The organism is Isoptericola sp. NPDC056573, assembly GCF_042793335.1.
In the GTDB taxonomy this organism is placed as follows: domain Bacteria; phylum Actinomycetota; class Actinomycetes; order Actinomycetales; family Cellulomonadaceae; genus Isoptericola.
This window is the reverse complement of record NZ_JBHTUY010000010.1, coordinates 12,476-28,551: the sequence shown is the minus strand read 5'-3', so window position 1 is coordinate 28,551 and position 16,076 is coordinate 12,476. Positions and strand designations below refer to the sequence as shown.

Annotated in this window: 14 protein-coding genes; 6 read left to right on the top strand and 8 right to left on the bottom strand. The window is 74.3% G+C overall.

Translation table 11 applies throughout. The features are described from left to right. Nucleotides 1–4: 4 nt before the first annotated feature. The 5 genes from ACFQ8E_RS16915 to ACFQ8E_RS16895 all read right to left on the bottom strand — a co-directional run bounded on the left by ACFQ8E_RS16915 (nucleotide 5) and on the right by ACFQ8E_RS16895 (nucleotide 4,623). On the bottom strand, nucleotides 5–352 hold the full coding sequence (locus ACFQ8E_RS16915; RefSeq protein WP_430551733.1) for a non-heme iron oxygenase ferredoxin subunit: 348 nt from the start codon (nucleotides 350–352) through the stop codon (nucleotides 5–7). A 7-nt stretch (nucleotides 353–359) separates the two neighbouring features. Beyond that, a complete protein-coding gene (gene sufD, locus ACFQ8E_RS16910; RefSeq protein WP_430551732.1) occupies nucleotides 360–1,574 on the bottom strand; it encodes a Fe-S cluster assembly protein SufD in 1,215 nt (404 codons plus the stop codon). Then, nucleotides 1,574–3,037, bottom strand: coding sequence for a Fe-S cluster assembly protein SufB (sufB, locus tag ACFQ8E_RS16905; RefSeq protein ID WP_416343677.1), 1,464 nt, complete (start codon nucleotides 3,035–3,037; stop codon nucleotides 1,574–1,576). Before sufB ends, sufD begins: the two co-directional genes overlap by 1 nt. After that, the gene (locus ACFQ8E_RS16900; RefSeq protein ID WP_430551731.1) at nucleotides 3,034–3,816 is read right to left on the bottom strand and encodes a helix-turn-helix transcriptional regulator; all 783 of its coding nucleotides are present in this window, start codon (nucleotides 3,814–3,816) and stop codon (nucleotides 3,034–3,036) included. Before ACFQ8E_RS16900 ends, sufB begins: the two co-directional genes overlap by 4 nt. A gap of 168 nt (nucleotides 3,817–3,984) precedes the next feature. Next, a complete protein-coding gene (locus ACFQ8E_RS16895) occupies nucleotides 3,985–4,623 on the bottom strand; it encodes an HdeD family acid-resistance protein (protein WP_430551730.1) in 639 nt (212 codons plus the stop codon). A 134-nt stretch (nucleotides 4,624–4,757) separates the two neighbouring features. Here ACFQ8E_RS16895 and ACFQ8E_RS16890 point away from each other — a divergent pair, with 134 nt between their 5' ends. From ACFQ8E_RS16890 to ACFQ8E_RS16865, 6 genes are all read left to right on the top strand, one after another. Continuing rightward, nucleotides 4,758–5,771: an ABC transporter ATP-binding protein gene (locus ACFQ8E_RS16890; RefSeq protein WP_430551863.1), complete on the top strand. Its 1,014-nt coding sequence runs from the start codon at nucleotides 4,758–4,760 to the stop codon at nucleotides 5,769–5,771. Beyond that, nucleotides 5,768–6,541, top strand: coding sequence for an ABC transporter permease (locus ACFQ8E_RS16885; protein WP_430551729.1), 774 nt, complete (start codon nucleotides 5,768–5,770; stop codon nucleotides 6,539–6,541). Before ACFQ8E_RS16890 ends, ACFQ8E_RS16885 begins: the two co-directional genes overlap by 4 nt. Nucleotides 6,542–6,628: 87 nt before the next feature. After that, nucleotides 6,629–7,600, top strand: a complete 972-nt coding sequence (locus ACFQ8E_RS16880; RefSeq protein ID WP_430551728.1) for a heme A synthase — start codon at nucleotides 6,629–6,631, stop codon at nucleotides 7,598–7,600. Nucleotides 7,601–7,638: 38 nt separating this feature from the next. Further along, on the top strand, nucleotides 7,639–8,367 hold the full coding sequence (locus ACFQ8E_RS16875; protein ID WP_430551727.1) for an aminotransferase class IV: 729 nt from the start codon (nucleotides 7,639–7,641) through the stop codon (nucleotides 8,365–8,367). A gap of 77 nt (nucleotides 8,368–8,444) precedes the next feature. Further along, the gene (locus ACFQ8E_RS16870; protein WP_430551726.1) at nucleotides 8,445–9,455 is read left to right on the top strand and encodes an ATP-binding cassette domain-containing protein; all 1,011 of its coding nucleotides are present in this window, start codon (nucleotides 8,445–8,447) and stop codon (nucleotides 9,453–9,455) included. Further along, on the top strand, nucleotides 9,452–10,297 hold the full coding sequence (locus tag ACFQ8E_RS16865; protein WP_430551725.1) for an ABC transporter permease: 846 nt from the start codon (nucleotides 9,452–9,454) through the stop codon (nucleotides 10,295–10,297). Before ACFQ8E_RS16870 ends, ACFQ8E_RS16865 begins: the two co-directional genes overlap by 4 nt. On the opposite strand, the gene ACFQ8E_RS16860 is transcribed toward ACFQ8E_RS16865, so the two are convergent. From ACFQ8E_RS16860 to ACFQ8E_RS16850, 3 genes are read right to left on the bottom strand one after another with little or no spacing between them, the layout of a single operon-like run. Beyond that, on the bottom strand, nucleotides 10,279–13,692 hold the full coding sequence (locus ACFQ8E_RS16860) for an ATP-binding protein (RefSeq protein WP_430551724.1): 3,414 nt from the start codon (nucleotides 13,690–13,692) through the stop codon (nucleotides 10,279–10,281). The two genes, ACFQ8E_RS16865 and ACFQ8E_RS16860, sit on opposite strands and share 19 nt — an antisense overlap. 22 nt (nucleotides 13,693–13,714) lie before the next feature. Beyond that, a complete protein-coding gene (locus tag ACFQ8E_RS16855) occupies nucleotides 13,715–14,371 on the bottom strand; it encodes an NUDIX domain-containing protein (RefSeq protein WP_430551723.1) in 657 nt (218 codons plus the stop codon). Further along, nucleotides 14,368–16,050, bottom strand: a complete 1,683-nt coding sequence (locus ACFQ8E_RS16850) for a CTP synthase (protein ID WP_430551722.1) — start codon at nucleotides 16,048–16,050, stop codon at nucleotides 14,368–14,370. The genes ACFQ8E_RS16855 and ACFQ8E_RS16850 overlap by 4 nt, the downstream gene beginning before the upstream one ends. Nucleotides 16,051–16,076: the final 26 nt, after the last annotated feature.

Here is a 16,076-nt window from a genome sequence, read left to right as displayed (position 1 = left end):
CAGGTCAGGACGCGACGGCGAGCCGCTCGTCGACGTCCACGAGGATGCGGTCGCCGTCCACGGTCACCGGATACACCGGCACGGGCTGCGTCGCGGGGAGCTGGACCGGCTTGCCGGTGCGCAGGTCGAACTGCGAGCCGTGCAGCCAGCACTCGACCAGGCAGCCCTCGACCTCCCCGTCGGACAGGGAGACCTGTCCGTGCGAGCAGATGTCGGAGAGAGCGTGCCAGTCGCCGTCGGCGTCGCGGACGACGGCGACCGGGACCGGGGCCCCGTCCGCGCCGTCGAGCTCCACGAGCATGGCCTCCTCGGGGGCGAGGTCGTCGGCCATGCAGGCCAGCTGGGAGGTCATCGGGACGTCACTCGCCCGTCGCCGGCGTCGCCGCGACGCCGGTGATGGCGCTCATCGACTTCTCCAGCTCGGCCTCGATCGACGCGAGCAGGCGCTCCTCGACCGACGGGACGCCGATCTGGTCGATCAGCTCCGCGAAGAAGCCGCGCACCACGAGGCGACGGGCGTCGACCTCGGGGATGCCACGGGCCATGAGGTAGAAGAGCTGCTCGTCGTCGAACCGGCCGGTCGCCGACGCGTGCCCCGCGCCCTCGATCTCGCCGGTCTCGATCTCCAGGTTGGGCACCGAGTCGGCGCGGGCGCCGTCGGTGAGGACCAGGTTGCGGTTGAGCTCGTACGTGTCGGTGCCCTCGGCCTCGGCCTGGATCAGCACGTCCCCGACCCACACCACGTGGGCGCCGGCGCCCTGGAGGGCGCCCTTGTAGGTGACGCGCGACTTGCAGCGCGGCACGGCGTGGTCCACGAAGAGGCGGTGCTCCTGGTGCTGCTCGGCGTCGGCGAAGTACAGGCCGACCATCTCGACCTCGCCGCCCTCGCCGGTGAACGTTGCGTCGGGCGTGATGCGCACGACGTCGCCGCCGAACGTGACGACGACGTGCTTGAGCTTCGCGTCGCGGCCGATGCGGGCACGGTGGCTCGAGGCGTGCACGGCGCCGTCGGCCCAGTCCTGCACGCTGACGACGGTGAGGTGAGCGCCCTCGTCCACGACGATCTCGACCGTCTGGTTGAGGACGGCCTCGCCGCGGTGGTCGATGACGACGACGCCCTCGGCGTGGTGCTCCGCGTGCACCAGCAGGTGCTGCGCGGTCGCGTCCTTGGTCGCGCCCTCGACCCGCACGGAGGTGACGTCGGTGGCGACGGCCTCCGCGGGCAGGGTGATGACGGTCGCCTCGGTCGCGGCGTTCCACGCGGTGACGGCGGTACGGTCGCCCGGCTTGCCGGCCGTGCCCAGGCGCGGGTCGTCCTTGCCGACGATCTCGACCTTGGCCTCCGGCGTCTCGACGACGCCCGTGAGGACGCCGCCGGCGCCGAGGTCGTCGCCGAACAGCGGCTGGAGCCGCGCGACCGGCGAGAACCGCCACTCCTCCTCGCGCCCGGTGGGCACGGGGATGTCGGCGAGGTCGAACGACGTCTTGCGCTCGGCGCGCGAGCCCGCCGGGACGACCCCGTGGGAGTGGGCGCCGTCGGCCACGGCGCGGGAGTGATCGGTAGTGATGGCCATCAGCCGACGGACCCTTCCATCTGCAGCTCGATGAGGCGGTTGAGCTCGAGCGCGTACTCCATGGGCAGCTCGCGCGCGATGGGCTCGACGAACCCGCGCACGATCATGGCCATCGCCTCGGTCTCCTCCATGCCTCGGGACATGAGGTAGAACAGCTGGTCCTCGCTCACCCGCGAGACCGTCGCCTCGTGCCCCATGGACACGTCGTCCTCGCGGACGTCGACGTACGGGTAGGTGTCGGACCGGGAGATCTGGTCGACGAGCAGCGCGTCGCACAGCACGGTCGACGCGGAGTGCTTGGCACCCTCGAGCACCTGCACCAGGCCGCGGTACGACGTGCGGCCGCCGCCACGGGCGACGGACTTCGACACGATCGACGACGACGTGCGGGGCGCCGCGTGCACCATCTTGCAGCCGGCGTCCTGGTGCTGGCCCTCGCCCGCGAAGGCGATCGACAGGGTCTCGCCGCGGGCGTGCTCGCCCAGCAGGTAGATCGCCGGGTACTTCATGGTCACCTTGGAGCCGATGTTGCCGTCGACCCACTCCATGGTGGCGCCCTCGGCGGCCGTGGCGCGCTTGGTCACCAGGTTGTACACGTTGTTCGACCAGTTCTGGATGGTCGTGTACCGGACGCGGGCGTTCTTCTTCACGACGATCTCGACGACCGCGGAGTGCAGCGAGTCGCTCGAGTAGATCGGCGCGGTGCAGCCCTCGACGTAGTGTACGTAGGAGCCCTCGTCCGCGATGATCAGCGTCCGCTCGAACTGGCCCATGTTCTCCGTGTTGATGCGGAAGTAGGCCTGCAGCGGGATCTCGACGTGCACGCCCGGCGGCACGTAGACGAACGAGCCGCCCGACCACACGGCAGAGTTCAGCGCGGCGAACTTGTTGTCGCCCGCCGGGATGACGGTGCCGAAGTACTCCTGGAACAGCTCGGGGTGCTCGCGCAGCGCGGTATCGGTGTCGAGGAAGATGACACCCTGCTTCTCGAGCTCCTCGTTGATCTGGTGGTAGACGACCTCGGACTCGTACTGCGCGGCGACGCCGGCCACGAGGCGCTGCTTCTCCGCCTCGGGGATGCCGAGCTTGTCGTAGGTCTCCTTGATGTCCTCGGGCAGGTCCTCCCAGCTGGCGGCCTGCTTCTCCGTGGAGCGCACGAAGTACTTGATCCGGTCGAAGTCGATCCCCGTGAGGTCGGCGCCCCAGTTGGGCATCGGCTTCTTCCCGAACAGCCGCAGCGCCTTGAGACGGAACTTCGCCATCCACTCGGGCTCGTCCTTCAGCGCCGAGATGTTCTTGACGACGTCCTCGTTCAGACCGCGCGTGGCGGCCTCGCCGGCGGCGTCGCTGTCGCGCCAGCCGAACTGGTACGCGCCGATCGAGTCGATGATCTCGTCATCGGACCGCTTCTCGGTGCCCTGTGCCAAAGCCGCCTGGGCGGCGTCCTGGGTGGGAGCGCTCATCGTGTTCCTTCCTGCGTGCCGCGGGTGCGGTGGGCCGGGGTGGGGAGGTTCTGGGGGGACGTCGGTGTGGAGACGATCGGCACGTTCGTGACGCACGCGTGCGCGCCGCCCGCGATCGTGGCCAGTCGCTGGACGTGCGTGCCGAGCAGCTCCGAGAACGCACGGGCCTCGGCCTCGCACAGCTCACCGAACTCCTCGGCGACGTGCTGCACCGGGCAGTGGCCCTGGCACAGCTGGACGGTGGGCAGCAGCGGGCCGCTCACCGGGCGGACCGAGGCGGCGTAGCCGTCGGCCGAGAGCAGGTCGGCGAGCTGGGCCGCACGCTCCTGCGGGTCGGTGGCCGTGAGGCGGGGCGCGTACCGCGCGACGACGGCGTCGTACCGGTCGGCGGCGAACTGCGCGACCGCGTCCGTGCCCCCAATCTCGCGCAGGTAGCGCATGACCTGCGCCGCGAGCTCGGAGTACCCGCCGGCGAGGTCGGACTGGCCGCGCGCGCTGACGACGTAGCGGCGGGCGGGGCGGCCCCTGCGGCCCGACGACGGTCCGGCGTGCACCGCGATCGTGCCGTCCTCCTCGAGACAGGCGAGGTGGCGGCGGACGGCGGCCGAGGTGAGGCCGAGACGGTCGGCGAGCTCTCCCGCCGTCACGGGGCCCTCGCCGGCGACGAGCTCCAGGACGCGACGGCGGGTGGTGCCGTCGGTCTCGGGGACGCCGTCAAGGATCACCGGGGCGACGGGGGCACGGCGCGCGGGCGTGCGGGCGGTCGTGCTCGTCGGCATGCGCTCATCCCCCCATCCGGCTCGTGGACCACCCGGGGGCGGGTCTCCCACTGCAGACCTCGACCACCGGGAACGACGTCGATATAGGGAACATCCTTGTTGCGTAATCCAGGATGTCAAGCAAGGCAAGCCTCACCGGGGTCCCCAGGAGCCCCGGTGTCGCGAACGTCACTCGTCGGTGACGATGTGCCCCTCGATGACCTCGCCCGGGCGGCCGCCCGCGCCCCCGCCGGGCCCCTGCCGGCCGAGCTGGCGCAGCTTGATCCCGAGGGCGACCATCACGATCCCGATGACCACCGCGAACACACCGATCACGATCGACAGGCCCACGATCGCCTTCGGCGGGTTGGCGAAGCACACCACCGCGAGCGCCACCAGCAGCAGGCCGGCGAGCAGGTTCCACACCCACGACGCCCCGCCGCGCCGCCGCATGGCCGGCACGACGAAGAGCTGCAGGAGGCCGAAGATCAGGGCCCAGATGGCCACGAGGATCAGCACGACGCCGAGGAACACCTTGGGCAGGAGCAGCAGGAGCGCGCCGAAGACCAGCGCCACGATCCCGATGCCCGTGTTGACCGAGCCCGCGGACGTCCCGCGCCGGCGGATCCCGTCCACGATGCTCACCAGGCCGTCGACCAGCACGAACACCCCGAAGACCTGGACCAGCACCGTCGGTGTCTTGTCCGGCAGGAAGATCGCCAGCAGGCCGAACAGCAGCGCGAGCACGCCCCGCACCACCGGCCAGTACCAGAGCCGCCGCGCCAGCGCGGCGACGTCCTGGGGCGGCGTGAACGCGTAGAAGGTCATGTCCGTCCTGCTCCTCGAGTCGTACGAGCGTGCGCCACCCGGCCGGGCGACGTCCGTAGAATCTTCCGGTGCCCACCTCGATCGCGCCATCGGGCGCGGACGGCGTCACGCCGTCCGCGCACTCTGCCGAGGACCTGCGCGCCGGTTCCGTCGACCCCGTCGCCGGGGCCGCCGTCCGCGTGCGGGGCCTGGTCAAACGCTACGACGGGCGCGACGTCGTCGCAGGCCTGGACCTCGTCGCCGACGCCGGAGCGGTCACGGCCGTGCTCGGCCCGAACGGCGCGGGCAAGACCACGACCGTCGAGTGCTGCGAGGGGCTGCGCTCCCCCGACGGCGGCTCCGTGCGCGTGCTCGGCCTCGACCCGGTGGCCGACGCGCGCGCGCTGCGCCCCCGCGTCGGCGTCATGCTCCAGGACGGCGGCCTGCCCACCGGCGCCCGCGCCGGCGAGGTCCTGCGCCACGTCGCCTCCATGTACGCGGCGCCGCGGGACCTCGGAGAGCTCGGCGAGCGCCTCGGCCTCGGCTCGTTCGCCCGGACCACGGTGCGTCGGCTGTCCGGCGGTCAGCGCCAGCGGCTGTCCCTCGCGGCGGCGGTCGTCGGACGGCCCGAGGTGGTCTTCCTCGACGAGCCGAGCGCGGGCATGGACCCCCAGAGCCGGCACGCCGTCTGGGACCTCGTACGGGAGCTGCGCGACGAGGGCACCGCCGTCGTCCTCACGACGCACCTCATGGACGAGGCCGAGGACCTCGCCGACCGCGTGCACGTCGTCGACCACGGCCGCGTCATCGCGAGCGGCAGCGTGCCCGAGCTCCTCTCCCCCGACGCGCAGGACGACCGCACGCTCCGGTTCGACGCCGTCGCGGGGCTGGACCCGGCCGCCGTCGTGGGCGCCCTCGACGCCACGCTCGACCCGTCGTCCGGCTCGTCGTCCGGCTCGTCGTCCGGCTCGGTCGGCGAGCGGGGGCCCTGGGCGGTGACCGAGCCGCAGCCCGGCTCGTACGTCGTCGCCGGTCCCGTCGGGCCGCGCACCCTGGCCGCCCTCACCGCGTGGCTCGCCGACCACGACGTCCTCGCGAGCCGGCTCACCGTGGGCCGGCGCACGCTCGAGGACGTCTTCCTCGACCTGACGGGACGGCACCTGCGATGACCACCACCACCGGCCCTGCCCCCGCCGTCGCGGCTCCCGCCTGGCGGCGCGTGCTCTCGCAGGCAGGCTTCGAGACCCGGGCCGTGCTGCGCAACGGGGAGCAGCTGCTCGTCACGATCGTGCTCCCGGTCATGGTGCTCCTCGGCCTGACGCGGACCAGCGTCGTCGAGATCGACACCGGCGGCCTGGCCCGCATCGACTTCGTGACGCCGGGCGTCCTCGCGCTCGCCTGCGTCTCGACGACGTTCACCTCGCAGGCCATCGCCACCGCGTTCGACCGTCGTAACGGCGTGCTGCGGCTGCTGGCGACGACGCCCCTCGGCCGCGGCGGGCTCCTCGCCGGCAAGCTGCTCGGCGTCCTGGCGGTCGAGGTGGTGCAGGTCGTGGTGATCGGCGCGGTCGCGCTCGCGCTGGGCTGGCAGCCCGCGGCGGGCGGGATCCTGGCGGCCGTGGGCGTCGGGCTGCTCGGTACGGCGTGCTTCACCGCGCTGGCGCTCCTGCTGGCCGGCACGCTGCGCGCGGAGGGCGTGCTGGCGCTCGCCAACCTCGTCCTCGTCCTCCTCGTCGTGGGCGGCGGGCTGCTCGTGCCGCCGGAGCAGCTCCCCGGCGCGCTCGAGCACCTCGCGACGTTCCTGCCCTCGGGGGCGCTCGGCGAGGCGATGCGCGGCGCCCTGCTCGGCACCGGCGTCCCCGCGCTCGCCCTCGTGGTGCTCGCCGCCTGGACCGCGCTGCTCGGGTGGGCCGCGGCCCGCTTCTTCCGGTGGCAGTGACCGGACGCTGACCCGACCGGGCCAACGTCACATCGCGGGGCGGCCGTCGCCGCCCGAGGGGCCCGGACCGAGGGATAGCGTGGACCCGTGACCTCGCCGAGCCCCGCCGCGCCCGCCCCCGAGGCGGGCGCGGGCGCCACGCCCGACCGGACCGACCGCCCCGACCGCCTCGCCCGGTTCCGCCCCTGGACCCGCGGCGTGCTGCTGGCGAACGTCATCGGGCAGATCCTCGTCATCGGCACGGGCGGCGCGGTGCGTCTCACCGACTCCGGGCTCGGCTGCTCCACCTGGCCCATGTGCGAGCCGGGGCACTTCACCCCCGTGTTCCACGAGGCGTCCTCGATCCACTCGTTCGTCGAGTTCGGCAACCGGACCATGACCGGCGTGCTGAGCGTCATCGGCGTCATGGTGCTGCTCCTGGTCTGGACGGACCGCCGCCGGTCGGAGTCCTACCGCGCCCTCGGCATCGTGCCCCTGGCGGGCGTGCTCACCCAGGCGGTCATCGGGGGCATCGTGGTGCTGCTGCACCTGCACCCGGGCTGGGTCTCCCTGCACTTCGGCGTCTCCGTGGCGCTCGTGTGGTTCAGCGCGTACCTGCTGCACCGGCACGGCGAGGGCGACGGCCCCCCGCAGCGCGTCGCGGGCCGCGGCGTCGCGACGGTCGGCTCCCTGCTCGGCCTGCTGCTCATCCCGGTCGTCACGCTGGGCGTGCTCGTCACGGGCTCCGGTCCGCACTCGGGCGACGACACGGTCGGGTACCGGCTGGCGCTCGACCCGCTGACCATGACCCGGGCGCACTCCGAGTCCGTGTGGCTGTTCCTCGTCACGCTCGTCGTGCTGCTGGTGCTGCTGCACCGCGCGGCCGCCGGCCCGCGCGTCGCCGCGGCCCGCAAGGGCGCGTGGCTGCTGCTCGCCGTCACCCTGGCGCAGGGTCTCATCGGCTACGTGCAGTACTTCACCGGCCTGCCCGAGCTGCTCGTCGGCTTCCACCTCGTGGGCGCCGGCTGCCTCGCCTGGGCCACAGCGAACGCCGTCCTGCGGCTGCGCACCCGGTCCTGACGCCCGGCGTCCCCGGGCCGCCGCGCTACCGTGGCGCCGTGCACATCGAGGTCGACGGCCGCCCCGCGACGGCCGAGCAGGTCGTGTCCACCGACGGCCACTTCACCGCCATGCAGGTGCGCGGCGGCGGCGTGCAGGGACTGAGCCACCACCTCGCGCGGCTCGACGCCGCGCACCGCGAGATCTTCGGGCAGGGGCTCGACGGCGACCGGGTCCGCCGCCTCGTGCGGCACGCGCTCGCGGGGCGGGCCGACGCCTCCGTGCGGGTCGTGCTGCGCGACCCGGACCACGTCGCCGTGCAGGTGGCCGGCCCCCGCCGTCCGCCCACCCTTCCCCAGCGCCTGCGCTCCGTGCCGTACCTGCGCCCGTTCGCGCACCTCAAGCACCTGGGCGGCTTCGCGCAGGCCCAGTGGGCGCGGCAGGTGGGGCGCGAGGGCTACGACGACGCGCTGCTCGTCGGCCCGGACGGCGCCGTCGCGGAGTCGACGATCGCCAACGTCGGCCTCCTCGGGCCGGCGGGCGAGGTGACCTGGCCCGACGCCCCGCACCTGCGCGGCACCGGACTCGCCCTGGTCGAGGAGACGACGCCGTCCCGGACCGCCGCCGTGCACGTCGACGACCTGGGCCGCTTCGCGGGGGCGTTCCTCGTCAACTCGATCGGCATCGTCGCCGTCGCCTCGGTCGACGGGGTGGACCTCCCGGACGCGACGAGGCCCGTGGAGGAGATCCGGCGCCGGGTGGCCGCGCTGCCCTGGCAGGTGCCGTAGGTCGCCGACGGCAGGCGTGCGAGCGCGTGACAGCGCCGTGACAGCACGCTGGGAGCGGCACCCCGCACGGTGGTGCCATGACCACCACCGCGATCGAGGCCGAGGGCCTCGTCAAGACCTTCGGCGACAACCGCGCCGTGGACGGGGTCGACCTCGAGGTCGCCACCGGCACGGTCTACGGGGTCCTCGGCCCGAACGGCGCCGGGAAGACCACCACGATCCGCATGCTCGCGACGCTCCTGCGGCCCGACGCCGGCCGGGCGTCCGTCTTCGGCCACGACGTGTCGCGCGAGCCGTTCGTCGTGCGACAGCTCATCGGCGTCACGGGGCAGTACGCGTCCGTCGACGAGACGCTCAGCGCCACCGAGAACCTCCTGCTGTTCTGCCGGCTCAACGGGCTCAAGGGCTCCGCCGCGACGCGACGCACCCGCGACCTGCTCGAGGAGTTCAGCCTCACCGACGCCGCCGCGCGCCCGCTGAAGAACTTCTCCGGCGGCATGCGGCGCCGCCTCGACCTGGCCGCGAGCCTCATCGCGCAGCCCCCGCTGCTCTTCCTGGACGAGCCCACCACGGGCCTCGACCCGCGCACCCGCGCCCAGATGTGGGACACCATCCGCCGCCTCGTCGCGACGGGCTCGACCGTGCTGCTCACCACGCAGTACCTCGACGAGGCGGACCAGCTCGCCGACCGCATCGCCGTGATCGACCGCGGCCGCGTGGTCGCCGAGGGCACCGCCGACGAGCTCAAGTCGTCGGTCGGGCAGCAGTCCCTCCAGCTCGCCCTCGTGCGCCCCGACGACGCCCCCGCCGCCCAGGTGGCGGTGCAGGAGGTGCTCGGCGTCGCGGCGACGGTCTCCCCCGAGGCCCGACGCCTCACCGTGCCCGTCGCCGACCCTGCCCGCGTGACCGACCTGCTGGTCCGCCTGCGCGGCGCCGGCATCGACCTCGACGGCCTGTCGATGGACAAGCCGACCCTCGACGAGGTGTTCCTGACCCTGACCGGCCACGACGCCACCGACCAGTCCGCGACGGACCGGTCCGCGAGCGCCGCCGCCGGCTCCCCCGAGCTCGAGGAGATCTCCGCATGACCACCCTCACCACCGCGCCGGCGCAGGTCCGCGGCGGACGCATCGTCCCCGGCGCCGACCGCACCCTGCGCAACCGCGTCACCGTCGGTCAGGCCGTGTCCGACTCCCTCGCCATGGCGCGCCGCGGCCTCATCAAGATCCGCCGCACGCCCGAGCAGCTCATCGACGTCACGGTGCAGCCGATCATCTTCACCCTGATGTTCACGTACATCTTCGGCGGGGCGATCTCCGGCAGCATCGCGGCCTACCTGCCCGTCATCATCCCCGGCATCCTCGTGCAGACCGTCATCACGGCCTCCGCCGTCACCGGCACCCAGCTGCGCGAGGACATGGACAAGGGCGTGTTCGACCGGTTCAAGTCCTTGCCCATCGCCCGCATCGCCCCGCTCGCCGGTGCCCTGGTCGCGGACCTCGTCCGCTACCTCATCGCCACGACGCTGACCATCGTCATGGGCCTCGTGATGGGCTGGCGACCGGGCGGTGGCGTCGGCGGCGTGCTGCTCGCAGGCCTGCTGGTCATCGTCTGCGCGTGGTCCCTGAGCTGGATCTTCGCCTTCTTCGGCGTCATCGGCCGCTCCGCGTCGTCCGTCCAGGGCATCTCGTTCCTGGTGCTCTTCCCGCTGACGTTCCTGTCCAACGCGTTCGTCCCGGTGGACACGATGCCCGGCTGGCTGCAGGGCTTCGTCAACGTCAACCCCGTGTCGCACCTGGTGACGGCGGTGCGTGACCTCGCCAGCACCGGCAGCGTGACCGGCCAGGTCGGCATCGCGCTGCTGAGCTGCGCGGTCGTCGTGGCGGTGTTCGCCCCGCTCGCCGTGCGGAGCTACATGAAGAAGGCCTGATCCGGCCCGTGGTGCCCGAGCTCCTGGTCCGCCTCCCCCACGAGGCGGACCAGGAGCTCGTCCGCGCGCGCCACCAGGTCGCCGCGGTCGAGGGCCTCGGCCCGCCGCTCCCCCGCGCGCACGACGTCCGCGCCGTGCGCGGCAAGGGCGTCGACCACCTCCGCGCGCAGCGCGTCGAGCCGCAGGGCGGGCAGGTCCTGACGCGCCCCCAGCAGGCCGGCGATCGTCAGCAGCTCGACGCCCTCCGTCACCCGCCCGGGGTCCAGGTCGCCCGACCCCGCGGGGACGAGGCAGGCCCAGTACGCGACGCCGACCGACGACGTCGCCAGCACGGGCCGGTCGACGAAGCCGCGCCCACCGCCGCGCACCTTCCGACCCACGCCGACGATCCGGCGCGCGAGGCCGGCCTCGTCGGCCCCCGCCTGCACCCGCCGGACCAGGGTGGCCGACGCCAGCAGGAGGAACCACGGCGCGGCGTCCCCCTCCGGCTGTCCCGCGCCGAACGTCTCCAGCGACCGCGCGAGGTGCGCGAGCGCCGACGTGCGGTCGCCGCGTGCCCACGCCAGCTCGCCGCGACCGAGCTCGACGACGCCGCGGGCCTGGGCCTCCCGCCCGCCGTGCGCGCCCTCGACGGTGGGGACCATCGACGCGACGACGGCCTCGGCCGTGCCGAGATCACCGAGGGTGAGCGCGGCGCCGAGCTCGATCCAGCGGACCTGCCACTGCATCTCCTCCGCCCCGATCGCGATCACGCCCTGCTTCGCGGCGGCGACCCAGCGGACCGCCTCGGCCGACTCGCCCCGTTCCGCGAGGAACGACGCGAGGACCATCGCCGTCATGGCCGACGCCGCGGCGTCGTCGATCCCGCGCGCGACGTCGTGCGCCGCCCGCGCGAGCTCGACGGCCCGCGCGATCTCGCCGTCGTTCTCCCGCTGCTGCGCCTCGAACATGTGCCCCAGCAGGGCGGTGTACCCGTCGTCCGACCCCTGGAGCCGGGTGAGCACGACCTGCACGTCCTCGGGGGTCCTGGCCAGGACGAGGTCCGCGAGCTCTCGCGTGCGCGACCCCACCGACCCGCTCGTACGCAGCAACCGCCGCAGGCGCGCCAGCGGGCGCGCCGCCTCGCCGGGGACGCCGAAGACCGACGCCGCCGCGATCGCCTCGAGCGCGATCGCCGTGGCGTCCGCATGCTCCTCGGGCACCGCCCACCCCTCGAGGGAGTGCAGCACCCCGGGCACCAGACCGATGACGCGCTCCTCCGCGCCGCGCACGGCCCAGGTGCCGAGCAGGCCGACGAAGCCGTGCACCACGGCGTCGGGCCGGCCCAGCTCCATCGCGCGCCGCACCGCGAACAGCAGGTTCTCCTGCTCCCGGCCGAGCTCCGCGACGGCGTCGCGCTGGCGCGGGCTCAGCATCCGGGAGGCGCACCGCCGGGACACCGTCAGCGACCACGCGAGCACGGCCGCGTCGGCGGCCGCCTCCTCCCCCGCCGCGGCGAGCCGCAGCAGCCCGAACTCCCGCACGGTCTCGACCATCCGGTACCGGGTGGCGCCGTCGGCCTCCTCGACGCGCACCAGCGACTGCAGCTCCAGCGCCGTGACGTCGTCGTCCACCTGCCACCCGGGCACGCCGGGCAGCAGGGCGCGCGCCGCCTCCGCGGAGAAGCCGTCGGGGAGCGTCGCGGCACGCCGCCACAGCGCCTGCTGCCCGGCCGTGAGCAGGTTCCAGCTCCAGTCGAGCACGGCTTCGAGCGTGCGGTGCCGGTCGGGCACCGAGCGGTCGCGCACCCGGAGCAGGGCGAACCGCTCGTCGAGCCGCGCCTCGACCTCGGCGACGCTGAGGGTCCGCACGCGCGCGGCCGCCAGCTCGATGGCCAGCGGAAGGCCGTCCAGGCGGTCGCACAGGCGCGCGACCGCCGCGCGGTCCAGCAGCGCGTCAGGGCGCACCGCGCGGGCCCGCTCGACGAACAGCCGCACCGCGGGGCCGCCGTCCTCGCCGTCCGGGTCGGCACCGAGCGGCGCGGGCGCGTACGTCGACTCCTCCTCCAGCAGCAGCGGCGTCCGGCTGGTGGCCAGCACCCGCAGCCGCGACGAGACGTCCAGCAGCGTGCCGGCCCACCGGGCGGCCCCCTCCACGACGTGCTCGCAGTTGTCCAGGACGACGAGCGCGTCGGCGTCGCGCAGCCGCGCGGCGACCTGGCTCGCCAGGTCGCCGGCCTGGAGCCGGTCGGCCAGGCGCAGGGTGCTCGAGCCGGGCGCCACGCCCAGCGCGTCGGCGAGCGCCAGGACGACGTCGTCGTCGGAGCGCACGCCGACCAGCTCGACGACGACCACGAGGCCCGTGTCGTCGACCGCGCGGCGCGCCACCTCCTGCGCGAGCCGCGTCTTGCCCAGCCCGCCCGGCCCCAGGACCGTGACGAGCCGCGCCGCCCCGAGGGCGTCACGGACGGCGGCGACGTCGGCCTCGCGTCCCAGCAGGGGCGTCGGGTAGCGCCGGAGGCCGCGGGCCGTCCCGGCGGGCGCACGGGCGGGCGCCGCGGCCGCTCCCCCCGCGCCGGTCGGCACGGCCGTGGACGGGGCTGGGGACGGCACCGCCGGCGTGCCGTCCCCGGCGACGTCGGCGGCGAGGCGTTCGTAGAGCGCGACGGTGGCGGGGCCGGGCTCGCTGCCCAGCTCGCGCACCAGGACCGACCGCAGGCGGGTGAAGACGCGCAGCGCCTCCGCCGGCCGGCCGAGCCCGCCCAGGGCCCCCATGAGCGCGCGGGCGGCGTCCTCGTCCATGGGGTCCGCGGCGACGTCCGCCCCGGCGGCCTCGGCGACGACGGCGTGCTGGCCCGCGGCCTCGGCCGCGTCACGACGCACCAGACGGAGCTCGTCGCGCCAGCGCTGCGCGACGGTCGCCAGCTCGCGCGCGACGTCGGCGAACTCGCCGCCCTCGAGGTCGCCGCCGGGCGTGCCGGCCCACAGGCGCAGGGCGTCCTCCGCGGTCGCCTGGGCGACCGCCGGGTCTCCCGAGACGACCTCGCGGCGCGCCCGGGTCAGCCCGTCGCGCACCCGGTCCAGGTCGGAGGTGACGCCCAGGGCGTAGCCGGTCTCGGTCGCGCGCACGACACCGCGGCCGGCGACCGCACGCAGCCGCGAGACGAGGTTCTGGAGCGCGGCCCGCGGGTCGCCGGGAAGCGACTCCTGCCACAGCCGGTCGACGAGGACGCCGGAGGAGACGCCCCGGTGCCCGGCGAGGGCGAGGAGCGCGACCAGCGCCGCGGCACGTGCCCCGCGGGGAGCGCGCTCGGCTCCGTCCGGACCCGCGACCCGGACCGGGCCGAGGACCCGCACCCCGGGCGCGCCCGCCGACGGGTCGTCGGGAGCGGGATCGGGGTCGAGGGCGTCACGCACGCCTGTGGAGCCTACCGGCCGCTCAGGCGCCCCGCCGCGAGGGCCAGGGGGCGTCCGCCGGCCGCAGCGACGCCCACCCGCCCGCACGGCTCGTCGCCGCGGCGAGGACGCCCACGACGGCCGACGGGTTGTGCAGGCTGCCGTCGAGCACCCGGGCGACCGCCTCGTCCAGCGGCACCCACCGGAGCTCGATCTCGGACTCCTCGCCCGTGCGCGTGTGCCGGTCGGCGTCGGGCACCCGGCCGAGGCCGCGGGCGAGGAAGACGCGCACCGCCTCGTCGCTGCTGCCGGGCGACGACGCGAAGTCGGCGAGCACGTGCCACCGCACCGCGGTGGTGTCGGTCTCCTCCGCGAGCTCGCGGGCGGCCGCCTCCGCCGGGGGCTCGCCGTCGACGTCGAGGAGCCCGGCCGGGACCTCCCACATCCGCGCCCGCACCGGGTGACGGTACTGCCGCAGCAGCAGGACCCGGTCGGCGTCGTCGAGCGCGACGACCGCGACCGCGCCCGGGTGCACCACGTACTCCCGGGTCACCGTGCCCGCGGCGCCGAGGTCGACGTCGTCGCGCACCAGGTCGACGATGCGGCCGTGCTGCAGCACCTCGTGCCGCAGCACCGGCCGCGGGAAAGGCTCGTCCACGACGGACGGGCCGGCCCCCGGTGCGCCGTCGGGCGCCGTCACGCGCCCTGGCGCTCGAGCGCCGCCGCGACCAGCCCGGAGAAGAGCGGGTGCGAGCGGGTCGGGCGCGACTTGAACTCCGGGTGCGCCTGGGTGCTCACGTAGTACGGGTGCACGTCTGCGGGCAGCTCCACGAACTCCACGAGCTGCGCGTCGGGGGACGTGCCCGAGAACACCAGGCCGGCCTCCTCGAGCTGGGCGCGGTACGCGTTGTTGACCTCGTACCGGTGGCGGTGGCGCTCCGACACCCGCTCGCTGCCGTACGCCTTGGCGACGACCGAACCCGCTCCGAGGTGGGCGTCGTACGCCCCGAGGCGCATGGTGCCGCCCAGGTCGCCGTCGCCGCCCACGATCGCCAGCTGCTCGGCCATCGTCGCGATGACGGGGTGCGTGCTGTTCGGGTCGAACTCGGTCGACGAGGCGTCCTCGAGACCGAGCACGTTGCGCGCGTACTCGATGACCATCGACTGCAGGCCCAGGCAGATGCCCAGCGTCGGCACGAGGTTCTCGCGCGCCCAGCGCAGGGCACCGACCTTGCCGTCGATGCCGCGCACGCCGAACCCGCCGGGCACCAGCACCGCGTCGACGCCCTCCAGCGCCTCCTGCGCGCCCTCGGGGGTCTGGCAGTCGTCGGCGGCCACCCACCGGACGCCCACCTTCGCGTCGTTGTCGAAGCCGCCGGCGCGCAGCGCCTCGGTCACCGACAGGTACGCGTCGGGAAGGTCGATGTACTTGCCGACGAGCGCGATCTCGACGTTGTGCTCCGGCTCGTGCACGCGCTCCAGGAGCTGGCTCCAGCCGTCCCAGTCGACGTCGTGGAAGGGCAGGTCGAGGCGGCGCACGACGTAGGCGTCCAGGCCCTCGGCGTGCAGCACGCGCGGGATGTCGTAGATGCTCGGCGCGTCGACCGCGTTGACGACGGCCTCGTTGTCGACGTCGCACATGAGCGCGATCTTGCGCTTGATCGACTCCGGGACCACGCGGTCGGCCCGCAGCACGATCGCGTCGGGCTGGATGCCGATGGAGCGCAGGGCGGCCACCGAGTGCTGGGTCGGCTTGGTCTTCAGCTCGCCCGACGGGCCGATGTACGGCACGAGCGAGACGTGCAGGAAGAAGCAGTCGTCACGGCCGAGCTCGTGCCGCACCTGGCGCGCGGCCTCGAGGAACGGCTGGGACTCGATGTCGCCGACGGTGCCGCCGATCTCGGTGATGATCACGTCGACGTCGGGGCCCGCCTGGTCACGCATGCGCGACTTGATCTCGTCCGTGATGTGCGGGATCACCTGGACCGTGTCGCCGAGGTACTCGCCGCGGCGCTCCTTGGCGATCACGCGGGAGTAGACCTGACCGGTGGTGACGTTCGAGGAGGCCGGCAGCTCCACGTCGAGGAACCGCTCGTAGTGACCGATGTCGAGGTCGGTCTCGGCGCCGTCCTCGGTGACGAAGACCTCGCCGTGCTGGAACGGGTTCATCGTGCCCGGGTCCACGTTGAGGTACGGGTCGAGCTTCTGCATCGTGACCCGCAGGCCCCGCGAGCGCAGCAGGCGCCCGAGCGAGGAGGCGGTGAGTCCCTTGCCGAGAGACGAGGCCACACCGCCCGTCACGAAGATGTGCCGCGTCTGGTGCGTGGCACCCGTACGGCTGGAGGAGCGGGGCTGGAGTCTGTTCGCGGTGTCGGCCACGGAACTCCATCCTAACAGCGGGTCGG